This window comes from Virgibacillus senegalensis, from assembly GCF_000821245.2.
Taxonomy (GTDB): Bacteria; Bacillota; Bacilli; order Bacillales; family Amphibacillaceae; genus Sediminibacillus; species Sediminibacillus senegalensis.
This window is the reverse complement of sequence record NZ_LN611423.1, coordinates 528,363-544,795: the sequence shown is the minus strand read 5'-3', so window position 1 is coordinate 544,795 and position 16,433 is coordinate 528,363. Positions and strand designations below refer to the sequence as shown.

Here is a 16,433-nt window from a genome sequence, read left to right as displayed (position 1 = left end):
ATGACTGTATCTGATGTGAAGCAAATGAAGAGCCTGACACTGGCGTACATGGGTGATGCCGTTTATGAGATTTATGTTCGGCATCACCTAATCGGCAAAGGAAACGTCAAACCGGACCAGCTGCACAAGGCTGCAGTAGCGTTCGTCTCTGCTAAATCACAGGCAAAAGTGATTATTGACTGGCTGGAGAATGAACGATTGTCCGCTGAGGAAGAGGGAGTTGTCCGGAGGGGGAGGAATGCCAAATCCGGAACGGTCCCTAAAAATACGGATGTCCAAACCTATCGATACAGCACGGCTTTTGAAGCGTTGTTGGGATATTTGTATCTGGGTGGAAAGAAGGAAAGGCTGGAACAATTAGTGAACGCAGCCATAACATTTGTGGAGGAAAGGAGTTGATCAATGATGGCAGATGAATGGATCATTGGGAAAAACCCGGTAACGGAAGCATTGAAATCCGGACGGTCGATCAATAAAGTGTTACTTTCAGACCAGCTGCAAAGACAAGCATTCCATAAAATTCAGTCCCTGGCTAAAGAGAATGGTGTGACAGTACAGCAAGTGCCTAAGCGCAAGATAGACCAGCTGGTTGAAGGGAATCATCAGGGGGTGGCTGCAGCTGTCGCCGCTTATGAATATAGTACGTTGGAGGATTTGTTTGAAGCTGCCGAACAAAAGGACGAGCCGCCTTTCTTTATGGTTTTGGATGAAATCGAGGATCCGCATAATTTAGGATCAATCCTCCGTACGGCTGATGCGGTCGGTGTTCATGGTGTGATCATTCCAAAACGGCGATCCGTAGGTTTGACAGCAGTGGTCGCCAAAACATCGGCGGGTGCGATTGAATATATCCCGGTTGCGCGTGTGACCAATATTGCTGCTACGATCGACGAACTAAAGGAACGAAACGTATGGGTGGTCGGTACCGCTGCAGATGGCTCAGAGGATTACCGTGAACTGTCGGCCGATATGCCGCTTGCTCTTGTTATCGGCAATGAAGGCAAGGGAATGAGCAGGCTGGTGAAGGAAAAATGCGATTGGACAGTAAGACTGGCGATGAAAGGGAAGGTTTCCTCGTTAAATGCATCTGTTGCAGCAGGGCTGCTCATGTATGAAGTCTTTAGAAAGCGGAATCCGCTTGGTGAATAGCGATGGTTGTATTAGTGGTAGACGGTTACAACATCATTGGTGCCTGGGATGAATTAAAAAAATTGAAAGATCATGACCTGGCTCAGGCCCGTGATCTTTTAATTGCCAAAATGGCGGAATACCAGGCGTATAAAGGCATACGGGTAATCATTGTTTTTGATGCATATTATGTCCGGGGTTTGGAAAAAAAGCAGCAGGATTTTAAAGTGGAAGTCATTTTCACGAAAGAAAAAGAGACGGCGGATGAATGTATCGAGAGATTGATCAAGCAGCTGAAAAATGTAAAAACGCAAGTATATGTCGCTACGTCGGATTTCACAGAACAACGGACAATCTTCGCACAGGGAGCACTTCGAAAGTCCGCGCGCGAGTTATATATCGAGATGCAGAACATAGAAAAAGAAATAGAGGAAGATTTACAATCCTATCGAAATATCCAAAACGCCTCCAAGATTCCCATAAAAAAAGAAATACTCGAGGTTTTCGAAAAATGGCGAAGAGGCGGACATTAGTCGACAGCTGTTATTGACGGCGGTGAAACGCTTACTGTATAATATTGCTATATTCACGGCAGTATAGTCGGGGGGAATCCTGGGTGACCATCACGCATACGGAGACAGACGATCAGGAACTAGGCTATGAGAATCTTGAAGATGATGAGCTGATTGAGTTGGTTCATCATGGCCAAACCTATGCCTTGGACTATTTGATTACGAAGTATAGAAACTTTGTAAGGGCAAAAGCCCGTACCTATTTTCTGATTGGAGCGGATCGGGAGGATATTGTACAGGAAGGCATGATTGGTCTATATAAGGCGATACGGGACTACAAAGGGGACAAGCTGTCTTCTTTTAAAGCTTTTGCTGAATTGTGCATAACGCGTCAAATTATCACCGCAATCAAAACAGCCACCAGGCAGAAGCACATCCCGTTAAATTCCTATGTTTCGTTGGACAAGCCTATTTATGATGAAGAATCGGACAGGACACTCATGGATGTAATTGCCGGATCGAAGGCTGTCGACCCGCAAGAGCTCATTATAAATCGCGAGAAATTCGGCGACATGGAATATAAAATGTCAGAATTGTTAAGCGAATTGGAGCAACAAGTCCTTAGTCTGTATCTGGATGGCCGGTCTTATCAAGAGATTTCCGTGGAGTTGAAACGGCATGTGAAATCGATCGATAATGCACTTCAGAGGGTGAAGCGTAAACTGGAGCGTTACCTGGAAATCAGTGAGTTGAGTTTATAAGGGTAACGTTGACAGGCTTTTGTTACCGTGCTACATTGGTATGGTAAAAAACCCTGAAACGGGGTGAGACAATGAAACGTAAAGTAGTGCTGGCCTGTGTTGACTGCCTAAGCAGAAACTACAGTACAGATAAAAATAAAACAGAGAATACCGAACGGTTAGAGGTTCGTAAATTTTGTAAAAGATGTGGAGCTCATACCCTGCATCGGGAAACAAAATAAGCAAAGCCGGTCTGTAGGCCTTAAGTTTGGGGGTAAAGCATGAAACTTATCACATTCTTTAAAAATGTTTCCAGGGAAATGAAAAAGGTGAGCTGGCCAAAAGGCCGGGAATTGACAAGCTATACCATTACGGTCGTTTGCACCGTTGCATTTGTAGCAGTCTTTTTTGCTGTTATCGATTTGGGAATTACCCAAATTCTTAATCTATTGTTTGAATAATGATTGGTAGTTTATGCTATAATATAGATAATCATACTTTTACCAGCAAAACCCGTGATTTGCGGGTTTTTTAATTTGGGAAAAATAATAAGATTTCAAAAAGGGAGGGAAGGGCAAGGAGATTGTCCTGAAATCATGGAAAAAAATTGGTATGTAGTCCACACCTATTCTGGCTACGAAAACAAAGTGAAAACGAATCTGGAGAAACGCTTGGAATCAATGGGCATGGAAGACAAGATTTTTCGTGTGCTTGTACCGGAAGACGAGGAAACTGAAATTAAGAACGGGAAAAAGAAGGTAGCTAAAAAGAAAGTATTTCCGGGTTATGTATTGGCTGAAATGATTATGACAGATGATTCGTGGTACGTAGTGCGCAATACCCCGGGGGTAACTGGATTCGTAGGTTCAACTGGCGCAGGCTCCAAACCCATCCCTCTCTTGCCGGAAGAAGCGGAGTTCATCCTGAAGCGGATGGGTATGCAGGAACAAGTGACCGAAATAGACTTTGAAGAAAAAGAAAGCGTCCGCGTGACAGATGGACCTTTCACAAACTTCACGGGCACCATCGAGCATATTGATCTCGATAAGCAAAAAGTCAAGGTGCATGTAAACATGTTCGGTAGAGAAACGCCGGTAGAACTGGAATTCTCCCAAATCGAAAAGCTATAAGAATCTTGATCTGCAGCAGATAAGATCCTCTGTACCGTTAAGAGACAAAGAACGCTCTGAGCGGGTGGATAAGAGTCGGCTTCCAATCGCCGGATTAAGGTGGGGAAGGACTTGCGGGCGAGGAAGAAATAGGTATTTAAACAAACCCTTGCATTTTGTCCGCAAAGATGCTAGAATTTTTATGTTCTTTATGCCCGGTGTATAAAGATATTTGATGAGTGGGAGGGCAAAACCCTATTACCACATCACGGACTTTAAGGAGGTGTGTCTCGTGGCTAAAAAAGTAATTAAAGTAGTTAAACTTCAAATCCCTGCAGGGAAGGCAAACCCAGCACCGCCAGTTGGACCGGCATTGGGTCAAGCAGGTGTAAATATCATGGGATTTTGTAAGGAATTCAATGCCCGTACGCAAGACCAGGCTGGCATGATTATTCCAGTAGAAATCACGGTATTTGAAGACCGTTCATTTACATTTATCACAAAAACTCCGCCTGCTGCTGTGCTTCTTAAGAAAGCAGCTGGGATCGAAACTGCATCAGGTGAACCAAACCGTAATAAAGTTGCGACTGTAAAGCGCGACAAGGTGAAAGAAATTGCGGAAACCAAAATGCCTGATCTGAATGCTGCTAACGTGGAAGCGGCTATGCGCATGGTCGAAGGTACTGCGCGTAGTATGGGAATCGTTATCGAAGACTAATCCCACAGCGACTCTGATGAGTAAAGAAGGTTGCGATGATGGCGGAAAGTGCCTTTCGCAACCTTTTTGTAGGACAGGGATTAAATCACGATTGCGTTCGACGCAATCGTATAGCGCGGGCCTGGCTGCTGAATGGAGCCGGTCTTGCCCGTTCCGCTTTTTAAAGTGGGAGGTATAACCGTTAAAACCACAATCAAGGAGGAAAATACAATGGCTAAAAAAAGCAAAAAGCAACAAGAAGCTTTGAAACTTGTTGACCGTTCAAAAGCTTATGAAATAAAAGAAGCGGTAGAGCTAGTCAAGCAAACTGCAAAAGCAAACTTTGATGAAACAGTAGAGGCTGCTTTCCGTTTGGGTGTTGACCCTAAGAAAGCTGACCAGCAGCTCCGCGGTGCAATGGTGCTTCCGCACGGAACTGGTAAAACACAGCGCGTATTGGTTTTCGCTAAAGGCGATAAGGCCAAGGAAGCTGAAAACGCTGGTGCTGATTATGTTGGGGAGCAAGACTTAATCAACAAAATCAACCAGGGATGGTTCGATTTTGATGTAGTTGTAGCAACTCCAGACATGATGGCAGAGGTTGGTAAGCTTGGACGCGTATTGGGACCAAAAGGCTTGATGCCAAACCCTAAAACCGGTACGGTAACTTTCGAAGTGGAAAAAGCAGTACAAGAAATCAAAGCTGGTAAGGTAGAATACCGCGTTGATAAATCTTCCAATGTTCATGTACCAATCGGGAAAGTATCTTTTGATGCTGACAAGTTGATCGAGAACTTTGAAGCAATTACAGATACATTGGTGAAAGCAAAGCCACAAGCAGCAAAAGGTATCTACATGCGTAATGCTTCTGTTGCTTCTACAATGGGACCTGGAATCAAAGTAGACGTTTCTAGCTTCGTTCGCTAAAAAGTCTATTGACTTAACATGAATGTTTAGCTATAATGTACAATGTTGCATAAGTTAAGTAACTAAATATAAACGTTATACCGTAGACAGCAGGTGCTCCGAGAGCTTAATGTCCTGCCGAGGTGTGTGAATAGAAGACAATCACCGATATATGGTTGTCCCATCGAAAACAAAACCTCCATGTCTGCATGGAGGTTTTTTTCATGTGATGACATAGGATCTGACGGTATGATGAAAAGTCAATAGGAGGTGGAACAATGTCCAAAACAATCGAGCATAAAAAACAAGTCGTGACTGAAATTGCTGACAAGTTCCGCGAAAGTAAATCAACAATTCTTGTCGATTACCGCGGCCTTGATGTTGCCGAAGTTACCGAACTTCGTACACAGCTTCGTGAAGCTGGCGTCGATTTCAAAGTGTACAAAAACACAATGACTCGCCGCGCTGCGGAAGAAGCAGAGCTAACGGAGTTGAACGAAACGTTGGTCGGACCAACGGCTATCGCATTCAGCGCTGACGATGTTGTGGCTCCTGCAAAGATTTTGAACAACTTTGCCAAGGAACATGAAGCGCTTGAAATTAAAGCTGGTGTTATTGAAGGAAGCATTGCATCCCTTGACCAAATCAAGGAACTTGCAGACCTTCCAAACTACGAAGGTATGCTTTCTATGCTGCTTAGCGTACTTCAAGCACCTGTTCGCAACTTTGCTTACGCTACAAAAGCAGTTGCGGAACAAAAGGAAGAACAAGGCGCGTAAACTTGTTCTTGTGTGAAAGAGAAGTAACGGGATTCGTTAAAATAAAATCAATTATTCCAAGGAGGAAGAAACATGTCTAAAGAACAAATTATTGAGCAAATCAAAGAAATGACAGTTCTTGAATTGAATGACCTTGTAAAAGCAATCGAAGAAGAATTTGGAGTAACTGCTGCTGCACCAGTTGCTGCTGCAGGCGCAGCTGGCGGTGCAGATGCTGCTGCAGAACAAACTGAATTTGATGTTGTTCTGGAAAGCGCTGGATCTTCTAAGATCAAAGTTGTTAAAGCAGTTCGCGAAATCACTGGTCTTGGTCTTAAGGACGCAAAAGATCTTGTAGATAACGCTCCAGGAGCAATCAAAGAAGGCGTTGCTAAAGAAGAAGCTGAAGAAATGAAATCTAAGCTTGAAGAAGCAGGCGCTTCTGTAGAATTGAAGTAAGAAATAAAAAAGCCCGCCTTTAATGGCGGGCTTTTATTACCTGTAAGATAAAGTGTCCTGGAGGTTTGAAGTAATAACTTCCATCGGGGCTTAAGGTGTGATTCAATCAACAAGCCTGGTCAGGCCCTATCATCCTCTGACCCATTTTTAACTAAGAAAAGCAGGTGCTTACCAATTATGTCTGAGCATTATTATTCTAGAAAACCAACATCAGAAAGTGATCCGAAAACTTGGCATTACAAACTGAGGGGTTTTGACTTTTCTTTTACCACTGATCACGGAGTGTTTTCCAGAAACGAGGTAGACTTCGGCTCCCGAACATTAATCGAGGCTTTTGAGGAACCGGCTATAGAGGGCGGCATTCTCGACCTTGGCTGTGGTTACGGACCGATTGGTTTATCATTGGCGAAAGCTTTTCCTCACCGACATGTAACGTTGAGTGATATCAACGAAAGAGCGATTGATTTAGCCAAACAAAACGCGGTAAACAATCAGGTGGAAAACGTAGATTTTAAAATTAGTGATCGTCTCCAGTCCTTCCAACACGAAACGTTTTCAGCAATCGTAACAAATCCCCCTATCCGTGCAGGGAAGAAAGTGATCTTCGATATGTTTGAGGAAAGTTATCGAGCGCTGCTTCCGCAGGGAGAATTGACAGTTGTTATCCAAAAGAAACAGGGAGCGCCTTCCGCGCAAAAGAAACTGGAACAAGTATTTGGAAACGTTGAAGTACTTGTGAAAAACAAAGGATACTACCTATTGAAATCTACAAAAGAATAAGCCGCCATCATGCTTGATGCCGGAAATTTTATTATTGACTCGTGGTTCCTGTTGTGGTAATATTGAAAAATGCCAATAGGCGACTTCCTTTGTCAAGGGTTATTTTTAATTAATTTATGTATAATCTTATTGATATCGGAAAGAATGGTGAAATCGGCTAATTTATCCTATTATTTCAAGCCTGAGATGAAGGAGTGTTATCGATTTACCGCTTTAAAAAAATTTAAATTTTTTTAAATGTCGCAGTATGTTTTCTGACGGCAACAGGCGAACATGCCGAAACATCATTTCTGATCTAACGTTAGATGGATGGAAAATGTGATACAACATCCGCTTGCTGTGGATGACTCAATAAAAATCTTGTGAACGGTTGTTTTCTGCTTCACAAGTTTGTTCGGTATGTTTACCGGACAATTTTGCGCTTATCACCAAATGCTTGTTTTTTTGCTGCTGAACAAGAGGGGTGTATAGTGCAGGAATCGCTTCGCCTTTAAGCTAGACAAAACACTAGTATTTTATATTATAAGCATTGCTGTCTCGAGGTGGCAATGGTTATATAGTGGTTTTTTGTCGGCAGTCTTGACGGCGGGCAGTGTTTTTTCTAATTCTTGATTTGAGGGGTGAATCAGTTGACAGGTCAACTAGTTCAGTATGGACGACACCGCCAGCGCAGAAGTTATGCACGTATTAGTGAAGTACTAGAATTGCCAAACCTTATCGAGATACAAACTGCTTCCTATGATTGGTTTTTGGAAGAAGGTTTGCGTGAAATGTTCCAGGACATCTCTCCAATTGAAGATTTCACAGGGAATTTATCATTGGAATTTGTGGATTACAGCTTGGGTGAACCAAAATATCCTGTCGATGAATCGAAAGAAAGAGATGTTACGTACAACGCTCCTCTTCGTGTTAAAGTTCGGTTGCTTAACAATGAAACTGGCGAAGTAAAAGAGCAGGAAGTATTCATGGGAGATTTCCCGTTGATGACCGATACTGGTACCTTTGTAATCAATGGTGCCGAACGGGTAATTGTTTCCCAGTTAGTTCGTTCACCAAGTGTATATTATAGTGAAAAACATGACAAAAACGGAAAAAAGGGTTATACAGCTACTGTTATCCCGAACCGTGGAGCCTGGCTTGAGTTTGAAACTGACGCTAAGGACGTTGTCCATGTTCGTATCGACCGTACAAGAAAGCTACCGATTACGGTTCTTTTGCGTGCACTCGGTTTTGGGACTGATCAAGAGATCATTGATTTGCTTGGCGACAACGAATACTTAAAGAACACCTTAGAGAAAGACAACACAGAAAATAGCGAAAAAGCTTTGCTTGAAATATATGAACGACTGCGTCCAGGAGAACCACCGACAGTCGATAATGCCAAAAGTTTGCTCGTATCCAGATTCTTTGATCCGAAAAGATATGACCTTGCACACGTAGGCCGTTACAAAATGAACAAGAAGCTTCATATTAAAAACCGTCTATTTAACCAAGTGCTTGCTGAAACCCTCGTTGATCAGGAAACTGGTGAGGTGTTAGCGCAAAAAGGCGATACCATTGATCGCAGACTACTTGATAAGCTGCTTCCTTATTTGGAAGGAACAGATGAAAATATTGGCGACCAGATTCTAGAGCCTCACGAAGGTGTCCTGGAAGATGCAATTAAAATTCAATCGATTAAAATTGTTGATCCAACGGACCCTGAAGGCGAAAGAACGTTGAACGTAATCGGGAACGGCAACGTGGACGACAGTGTGAAGAATATTGCGCCTGCTGATATTCTGGCGGCTATTAGTTATTTCTTCAATCTGCTCCATCAAGTTGGCGGCACCGATGACATCGACCACCTTGGGAACCGCAGATTGCGTTCTGTTGGGGAACTTTTACAGAATCAATTCAGAATCGGTTTATCACGAATGGAACGAGTGGTTCGGGAACGTATGTCCATCCAGGACACTTCTTCCATTACTCCGCAGCAATTGATTAATATAAGACCTGTTATTGCTTCCATTAAAGAATTTTTCGGAAGTTCTCAGCTTTCTCAATTTATGGATCAAACAAATCCGTTGGCAGAGCTGACACATAAACGTCGTCTTTCTGCTTTGGGACCAGGTGGTTTGACCAGGGAACGTGCCGGAATGGAAGTCCGTGACGTTCACTATTCTCACTATGGACGTATGTGTCCGATTGAAACGCCGGAAGGTCCGAACATCGGGCTAATCAACTCCTTATCTTCTTATGCAAAGGTAAATAAGTTTGGCTTTATTGAAACGCCTTACCGGCGTGTTGATATAGAAACAGGCAGGGTAACGGAACATATTGATTACCTTACTGCTGATGAAGAAGACAACTATGTCGTAGCACAGGCGAACGCTCGTTTGAATGAAGACTGGTCGTTCACCGATGAAGAAGTTATCGCCCGGTTCCGCGGAGAAAACACGGCAGTGCCTCGTGACCGGATTGATTATATGGACGTATCTCCAAAACAGGTAGTATCTGCTGCAACAGCATGTATTCCTTTCTTGGAGAACGATGACTCCAACCGTGCGTTGATGGGTGCGAACATGCAGCGTCAGGCTGTTCCGTTGATGCAACCGGAAGCGCCAAGGGTCGGAACTGGAATGGAGTATGTGAACGGAAAAGATTCCGGAGCAGCTGTCATTTGTAAGCACGAGGGAATTGTTGAACGGGTGGAAGCAAAAGAAATCCACGTGCGACGTATTTCCGAAGTGGATGGAAAACGAGTGGAAGGCGATTTGGATCGCTACCGTTTACAGAAATTCATCCGTTCCAACCAAGGTACTTGTTACAACCAGAAACCAATTGTAAGCGTCGGTGACCATGTCACAAAAGGTGAAGTGCTTGGTGATGGGCCTTCCATGGAAGATGGAGAGCTTGCTCTTGGACGTAACGTTCTAGTCGGCTTTATGACTTGGGAAGGTTACAACTACGAGGACGCCATCATCATGAGTGAGCGTCTGGTTAAAGATGATGTATATACTTCGATTCATATTGAAGAATACGAATCGGAAGCGCGCGATACGAAACTAGGACCGGAAGAAATCACGCGTGATATCCCGAACGTGGGAGAGGACGCACTTCGCGACCTTGATGAAAGAGGGATTATCCGTGTTGGTGCAGAAGTCGAAGATGGCGACTTGCTGGTAGGTAAGGTTACACCTAAAGGGGTAACGGAATTGTCTGCTGAGGAGCGCTTGCTCCATGCAATCTTTGGAGAAAAAGCTCGTGAAGTCCGAGATACTTCCTTGCGAGTTCCACACGGTGCTGGCGGTATTGTACTAGATGTGAAGATTTTCAATCGTGAAGACGGCGATGAGCTTCCTCCAGGCGTAAACCAGCTTGTACGTGTGTATATCGTCCAGAAGCGTAAAATCCATGAAGGGGACAAAATGGCAGGACGTCACGGTAACAAAGGTGTTATCTCTAAAATCTTGCCAGAAGAAGATATGCCGTTCCTTCCAGACGGAACGCCGATCGATATCATGCTTAACCCACTAGGGGTTCCTTCCCGTATGAATATCGGACAGGTACTGGAATTGCATTTGGGCATGGCGGCAAGACAGCTTGGCCTTCATGTAGCTACACCTGTTTTCGATGGTGCAAGGGAAGAAGATGTATGGGAAACACTTGAAGAGGCTGGAATGCCAAGGGATGCGAAGACCATCTTGTATGATGGACGTACAGGTGAACCGTTCGATAACCGGGTTTCCGTCGGGGTCATGTATATGATCAAACTGGCCCATATGGTAGATGATAAACTGCATGCCCGTTCTACTGGTCCTTATTCACTTGTAACGCAGCAGCCGCTGGGTGGTAAAGCTCAGTTTGGTGGCCAGCGTTTTGGTGAGATGGAAGTATGGGCACTGGAAGCTTATGGTGCTGCCTATACATTGCAGGAAATCCTGACGGTGAAATCCGATGATGTCGTAGGACGTGTGAAAACGTACGAAGCCATCGTAAAAGGCGACAATGTACCAGAACCAGGAATTCCTGAATCATTCAAAGTGTTGATTAAAGAATTGCAAAGTCTTGGCATGGACGTGAAGATGCTTTCCGCAGATGAGGAAGAAATAGAGCTTAGGGACATTGAAGAAGATGACAGTCAATCAGCAGATAACCTGAATATTGAAGTTGAAGAAAGCTAATCTCAACTATATGTTCATTCAGTCTGTGCTTTAGGTTAAAAGCTGGATACTAAAAGGGAGGTAGGCCCCTTGCTAGATGTAAATAATTTCGAATTTATGAAAATAGGTTTGGCTTCACCTGATAAAATTCGATCCTGGTCTTTTGGTGAAGTAAAAAAACCGGAAACCATCAATTATCGAACACTGAAGCCAGAGAAAGATGGATTGTTTTGTGAAAGAATCTTTGGTCCGCAGAAAGACTGGGAATGTCATTGCGGTAAATATAAACGCGTCCGCTATAAAGGGGTAGTTTGTGACCGATGCGGCGTTGAAGTTACTAAAGCGAAAGTCCGCCGTGAGCGAATGGGGCACATTGAGTTAGCTGCCCCTGTTTCTCACATCTGGTATTTCAAAGGAATCCCAAGCCGTATGGGTCTTGTAATGGATATGTCTCCAAGAGCTTTGGAAGAAGTTATTTACTTTGCTGCATACATTGTCACAGATGCCGGTGATACGGCATTGGAGAAAAAGCAATTGCTTTCCGAGAAGGAATACCGAGCTTATCGGGATAAGTACGGGCAATCCTTCCAGGCGCAAATGGGCGCGGAAGCAATCCGCAAACTTCTGCAAGACATTGATTTGGATAAAGAAGTAGACCTGCTGAAGGAAGAATTGAAGGCGGCTCAAGGCCAAAGACGGACAAGAGCTATTAAGCGTTTGGAAGTCTTGGAGGCATTCCGCAATTCCGGAAACGATCCTTCTTGGATGATCTTGGATGTATTGCCGATTATCCCGCCGGAATTACGACCGATGGTTCAACTTGACGGGGGACGTTTCGCGACTTCTGATTTGAACGACCTTTACCGCCGGGTAATCAACCGGAACAACCGCTTGAAGCGACTGCTTGATTTAGGAGCGCCAAGCATTATTGTTCAAAATGAAAAGCGCATGCTTCAAGAAGCTGTAGACGCGTTGATTGACAATGGACGACGAGGCCGTCCTGTTACAGGACCAGGAAACCGTCCGCTTAAGTCTCTTTCCCATATGTTAAAAGGGAAGCAAGGACGTTTCCGTCAGAACTTGCTTGGGAAACGTGTGGATTACTCCGGACGTTCCGTAATTGTCGTTGGCCCGCACTTGAAAATGTATCAATGTGGACTTCCGAAAGAAATGGCTGTCGAATTATTCAAGCCGTTCATCATGAAAGAACTCGTCGAAAAAGGGCTTGCCCATAACATCAAATCGGCGAAGCGGAAAATTGAACGTTTGCATCCGGAAGTTTGGGACGTCCTGGAGGAAGTCATTAAAGAACATCCAGTACTGTTGAACCGGGCACCAACACTGCATAGACTTGGAATCCAGGCCTTTGAACCAACCTTGGTTGAGGGCAGGGCGATCAGGCTCCATCCGCTCGTATGTACAGCTTATAACGCTGACTTCGACGGTGACCAGATGGCTGTTCACGTTCCATTATCTGCAGAAGCACAAGCGGAAGCTCGTATTTTGATGCTTGCTGCCCAAAATATTTTGAATCCAAAAGACGGTAAGCCAGTCGTTACGCCTTCCCAGGACATGGTGCTTGGTAACTATTACATTACCTTGGAACGGGAAAACGCAGTGGGCGAAGGCATGATCTTCAGGGATCTTAATGAAGCCTTAATTGCCTATCAGAACGGTTATGTCCATTTGCATACGCGAATCGCTGTAAGTGCCGCTTCATTGGACAATGAAACGTTCAGCGAAGAGCAGAAAAGCAAGTTGATTATCACTACAGTCGGTAAATTGATTTTCAATAACATGCTGCCTAATTCGTTCCCTTATATGAACGAACCTACGCAGGAAAACCTGGAGCTCCGCACTCCAGAGAAGTACTTTGTAGATAAAGGTGCAAATGTAAAAGAAATTATTGCCGAGCGTGAGATTATTCCTCCATTCAAGAAAGGAATATTGGGTGATATCATCGCTGAAGTATTTAAACGGTTCAAAATCAGTGAAACATCTAAAATGCTTGACCGCATGAAGGATCTAGGATTCAGCTATTCTACAAAAGCAGGAATCACAGTTGGTGTTTCCGACATTGTCGTGCTTGCTGAAAAAGAAGAAATACTTGACGAAGCCCAAAGCAGGGTAGACAAAGTATTGAAACAGTTCCGTCGTGGTCTAATCACTGAAGAAGAACGTTACGATCGTGTTATCTCGATTTGGTCACAAGCGAAAGACACCATTCAAGAGAAGCTGATGAAGTCCTTGAATCCACGTAACCCGATATTCATGATGAGTGATTCCGGAGCTCGTGGTAATGCTTCAAACTTTACCCAGCTTGCTGGTATGCGTGGACTAATGGCCAACCCGGCTGGACGAATTATTGAATTGCCGATTAAATCCAGCTTCCGCGAGGGATTGACGGTACTCGAATACTTTATTTCCACTCACGGAGCACGTAAAGGTCTTGCCGATACGGCTCTGAAGACAGCTGACTCTGGTTACCTGACAAGACGACTTGTCGACGTAGCCCAAGATGTCATTATCCGTGAAGAAGACTGTGGAACAGATAAAGGATTAACCGTTCAATCTATTACGGAAGGTACCGAAATGATTGAACCATTGATCGACCGCCTGATCGGAAGAACTTCCTTCCAGGTTGTCCGTCATCCGGAAACCAACGAAGTGCTGGTTGACAAGAACCAAGTGATTTCAGAGGACACTGCCAAGCAGATTGTGGATGCCGGCATTGAACAAGTAACCATTCGTTCCGTCTTCACATGTAACACGAAGCACGGCGCTTGTAAAAAATGCTACGGAAGAAACCTTGCTACCGGCGACGAAGTGGAAGTCGGCGAAGCAGTCGGTATTATTGCTGCCCAATCCATCGGTGAACCAGGTACACAGCTTACAATGCGTACCTTCCATACCGGCGGTGTAGCAGGAGACGATATCACACAAGGTCTTCCGCGTATCCAGGAGCTTTTCGAAGCGCGTAATCCTAAAGGGCAGGCAGTCATCAGTGAAATCAATGGAACGATTCAGGATATCACTGAAATTAAAGATAAGCAGGAAATCGTCGTTCAGGGCGAAGTGGAAAGTAAAACATACACTTCACCATATGGAGCGAGATTGAAAGTGGCTGTTGGAGATAAAGTGATTGCCGGGCAGGAACTGACAGAAGGGTCCGTTGATCCGAAAGAGCTTCTGAAGGTTCAAGGTATTGATGGCGTACAACAGTACTTGCTAAAAGAAGTACAAAAGGTATATCGGATGCAAGGGGTAGAAATTGGCGATAAACACGTTGAAGTAATGGTTCGTCAAATGCTCCGCAAAGTCCGAGTCTCAAATGCAGGAGATACCGATGTATTGCCAGGCTCATTGCTGGAAATCCACCAGTTCAGAGATGCCAACCGAAATGTATTACTGGAAGGACGGCAGCCGGCTGTCGGCAGACCAGTCATTCTTGGTATTACGAAAGCGTCTCTTGAAACAGATTCCTTCTTATCTGCTGCATCCTTCCAGGAAACAACACGTGTCCTGACTGATGCTGCGATTAAAGGAAAACGGGATGAATTGCTCGGCCTGAAAGAAAACGTCATTATCGGTAAGCTTGTACCAGCTGGTACCGGCATGCCGACATACAGAAAAATCCAGGCTGAATTAGAAGAAGCTGATGAATCTGCTGATCTACAGCAGGCAGAAGAAGTAACCCATTAATTACTTTGTAAAGACAAGGTATAGCAGGGAAGCAGACAGGAAACGGCAGATTTCGAAAAATCTGCCTGTTTTCCTCCCTCTATATAAAAAATCCTTTTATTTTAAGTTGACATTAAAATTCCAGGATGATACTATATTTGAGGTGCTTCCGTTTATCCTTGTTACTTTGGAGGATAGCTAATGTCTTATGATAAAGTGGCACAGGTTAAAACTGGTTTGATTATAGGAACCAAGCAAACATTGAAAGCCATGAAAAATGGTGAAGTAAGGGAAGTAGTTATTGCAGATGATGCTGATCTGCAAATAACCGAGAAAGTGTCGCGTCTTGCAAAAGATTTGAGCATCCCATGCAGCAGAGTAGATTCAAAGAAGAGACTCGGCGAAGCATGTGGCATAGATGTAGGTACAGCGACTGTGGCAATCAAGCAATAAAGTTTTGGCGAATCGTTGGTAATCGCGAAAACTTTGTTTTTTGCCTTGAAATGAACCACCTGGATATGTGGTATTACAGAATGAAGATGAAAGGAGGAAAAATCAAATGCCTACAATTAATCAATTAGTACGTAAAGGCCGTGTGAGCAAAGGAAAAAAATCCGACTCACCAGCACTTAACAAAGGTTACAACAGTTTCAAGAAAAGCTTGACTGATCAATCTTCTCCGCAAAAACGCGGGGTATGTACTCGTGTTGGTACTTTGACGCCGAAGAAACCAAACTCTGCACTTCGTAAATACGCTCGTGTGCGTTTGACTAACGGTATTGAAGTTACTGCTTATATTCCTGGTATCGGACATAACCTTCAAGAGCACAGTGTTGTGCTTATCCGTGGAGGACGTGTTAAAGACTTGCCAGGGGTACGTTACCATATTGTACGTGGAGCGCTGGACACAGCCGGAGTAGAAGGCCGTGCGCAAGGACGTTCCAAATATGGTACAAAGAGACCGAAAAAATAATGCATGAATCGCTTATTGATAAAAAGATAAACAGAAAGGAGGAAATCATATGCCACGTAAAGGACCAGTAGCAAAACGTGATGTATTACCAGATCCATTACACAATTCCAAGCTTGTTACTCGTTTGATCAATCAAATCATGATTGATGGACAACGAGGAAAAGCTCAAAAGATTCTTTATAGTGCTTTTGAACTTGTTCAAGAGCGCAGCGGCCAGGACGCTATGGAAGTTTTTGAACAGGCAATGAAAAATGTAATGCCAGTACTTGAAGTGCGCGCGCGTCGTGTAGGGGGTTCTAACTACCAAGTACCTGTAGAGGTGCGCCCTGAACGTCGTCAGGCATTAGGCCTTCGCTACATTGTTAACTATGCCCGTCTTCGCGGTGAGAAAACAATGGAAGAGCGCCTTGCAAATGAAATTCTTGATGCTTCCAACAACACAGGTGCATCTGTTAAGAAACGCGAAGATATGCACAAAATGGCTGAAGCTAACAAAGCATTCGCTCATTACCGCTGGTAATCTAAAAACTAACATTACATGGAAG

General features: G+C 44.2%; 17 protein-coding genes and 1 other annotated feature. All 17 genes read left to right on the top strand.

Annotation, left to right across the window (positions count from 1 at the left end):
- The 17 genes from BN1067_RS04280 to rpsG all read left to right on the top strand — a co-directional run bounded on the left by BN1067_RS04280 (position 1) and on the right by rpsG (position 16,408).
- Positions 1 to 399 carry a Mini-ribonuclease 3 gene (locus BN1067_RS04280; RefSeq protein ID WP_053217633.1) on the top strand — a complete coding sequence of 133 codons (399 nt, stop codon included), beginning with the start codon at positions 1 to 3 and terminating at the stop codon, positions 397 to 399.
- A 6-nt stretch (positions 400 to 405) separates the two neighbouring features.
- A complete protein-coding gene (gene rlmB, locus BN1067_RS04275; RefSeq protein ID WP_053217673.1) occupies positions 406 to 1,149 on the top strand; it encodes a 23S rRNA (guanosine(2251)-2'-O)-methyltransferase RlmB in 744 nt (247 codons plus the stop codon).
- 2 nt (positions 1,150 to 1,151) lie between these two features.
- Positions 1,152 to 1,661, top strand: a complete 510-nt coding sequence (locus tag BN1067_RS04270; RefSeq protein WP_053217632.1) for an NYN domain-containing protein — start codon at positions 1,152 to 1,154, stop codon at positions 1,659 to 1,661.
- Between the two features lie 83 nt (positions 1,662 to 1,744).
- Entirely contained in the window at positions 1,745 to 2,401 is a 657-nt protein-coding gene (sigH, locus tag BN1067_RS04265; RefSeq protein ID WP_053217631.1) for an RNA polymerase sporulation sigma factor SigH, read from the top strand.
- A gap of 71 nt (positions 2,402 to 2,472) precedes the next feature.
- Positions 2,473 to 2,622 carry a 50S ribosomal protein L33 gene (gene rpmG, locus BN1067_RS04260; protein ID WP_110943297.1) on the top strand — a complete coding sequence of 50 codons (150 nt, stop codon included), beginning with the start codon at positions 2,473 to 2,475 and terminating at the stop codon, positions 2,620 to 2,622.
- A gap of 39 nt (positions 2,623 to 2,661) precedes the next feature.
- Positions 2,662 to 2,841 (top strand): preprotein translocase subunit SecE, encoded by a 180-nt coding sequence (secE, locus tag BN1067_RS04255; protein WP_053217630.1) that lies wholly within the window; start codon positions 2,662 to 2,664, stop codon positions 2,839 to 2,841.
- A 135-nt stretch (positions 2,842 to 2,976) separates the two neighbouring features.
- Positions 2,977 to 3,510 carry a transcription termination/antitermination protein NusG gene (nusG, locus tag BN1067_RS04250; RefSeq protein WP_053217629.1) on the top strand — a complete coding sequence of 178 codons (534 nt, stop codon included), beginning with the start codon at positions 2,977 to 2,979 and terminating at the stop codon, positions 3,508 to 3,510.
- A 271-nt stretch (positions 3,511 to 3,781) separates the two neighbouring features.
- Complete coding sequence (gene rplK, locus BN1067_RS04245; RefSeq protein ID WP_026569033.1) at positions 3,782 to 4,207, top strand: 50S ribosomal protein L11; 426 nt, start codon at positions 3,782 to 3,784, stop codon at positions 4,205 to 4,207.
- A 210-nt stretch (positions 4,208 to 4,417) separates the two neighbouring features.
- Complete coding sequence (gene rplA / locus BN1067_RS04240; protein WP_053217628.1) at positions 4,418 to 5,113, top strand: 50S ribosomal protein L1; 696 nt, start codon at positions 4,418 to 4,420, stop codon at positions 5,111 to 5,113.
- A 62-nt stretch (positions 5,114 to 5,175) separates the two neighbouring features.
- Positions 5,176 to 5,324, top strand: a sequence feature (ribosomal protein L10 leader region).
- Between the two features lie 46 nt (positions 5,325 to 5,370).
- Positions 5,371 to 5,871 (top strand): 50S ribosomal protein L10, encoded by a 501-nt coding sequence (gene rplJ / locus BN1067_RS04235; protein ID WP_053217627.1) that lies wholly within the window; start codon positions 5,371 to 5,373, stop codon positions 5,869 to 5,871.
- Between the two features lie 72 nt (positions 5,872 to 5,943).
- Positions 5,944 to 6,309, top strand: a complete 366-nt coding sequence (gene rplL / locus BN1067_RS04230) for a 50S ribosomal protein L7/L12 (protein WP_053217626.1) — start codon at positions 5,944 to 5,946, stop codon at positions 6,307 to 6,309.
- A 177-nt stretch (positions 6,310 to 6,486) separates the two neighbouring features.
- Entirely contained in the window at positions 6,487 to 7,089 is a 603-nt protein-coding gene (locus BN1067_RS04225; RefSeq protein WP_053217625.1) for a class I SAM-dependent methyltransferase, read from the top strand.
- A gap of 629 nt (positions 7,090 to 7,718) precedes the next feature.
- Positions 7,719 to 11,255, top strand: a complete 3,537-nt coding sequence (gene rpoB / locus BN1067_RS04220; RefSeq protein WP_053217624.1) for a DNA-directed RNA polymerase subunit beta — start codon at positions 7,719 to 7,721, stop codon at positions 11,253 to 11,255.
- A 69-nt stretch (positions 11,256 to 11,324) separates the two neighbouring features.
- On the top strand, positions 11,325 to 14,936 hold the full coding sequence (rpoC, locus tag BN1067_RS04215) for a DNA-directed RNA polymerase subunit beta' (RefSeq protein ID WP_053217623.1): 3,612 nt from the start codon (positions 11,325 to 11,327) through the stop codon (positions 14,934 to 14,936).
- 180 nt (positions 14,937 to 15,116) lie between these two features.
- Positions 15,117 to 15,368, top strand: coding sequence for a 50S ribosomal protein L7ae-like protein (locus BN1067_RS04210; protein WP_053217622.1), 252 nt, complete (start codon positions 15,117 to 15,119; stop codon positions 15,366 to 15,368).
- 106 nt (positions 15,369 to 15,474) lie between these two features.
- The gene (gene rpsL / locus BN1067_RS04205) at positions 15,475 to 15,888 is read left to right on the top strand and encodes a 30S ribosomal protein S12 (protein ID WP_053217621.1); all 414 of its coding nucleotides are present in this window, start codon (positions 15,475 to 15,477) and stop codon (positions 15,886 to 15,888) included.
- A gap of 49 nt (positions 15,889 to 15,937) precedes the next feature.
- Complete coding sequence (rpsG, locus tag BN1067_RS04200; protein WP_053217620.1) at positions 15,938 to 16,408, top strand: 30S ribosomal protein S7; 471 nt, start codon at positions 15,938 to 15,940, stop codon at positions 16,406 to 16,408.
- Positions 16,409 to 16,433: the final 25 nt, after the last annotated feature.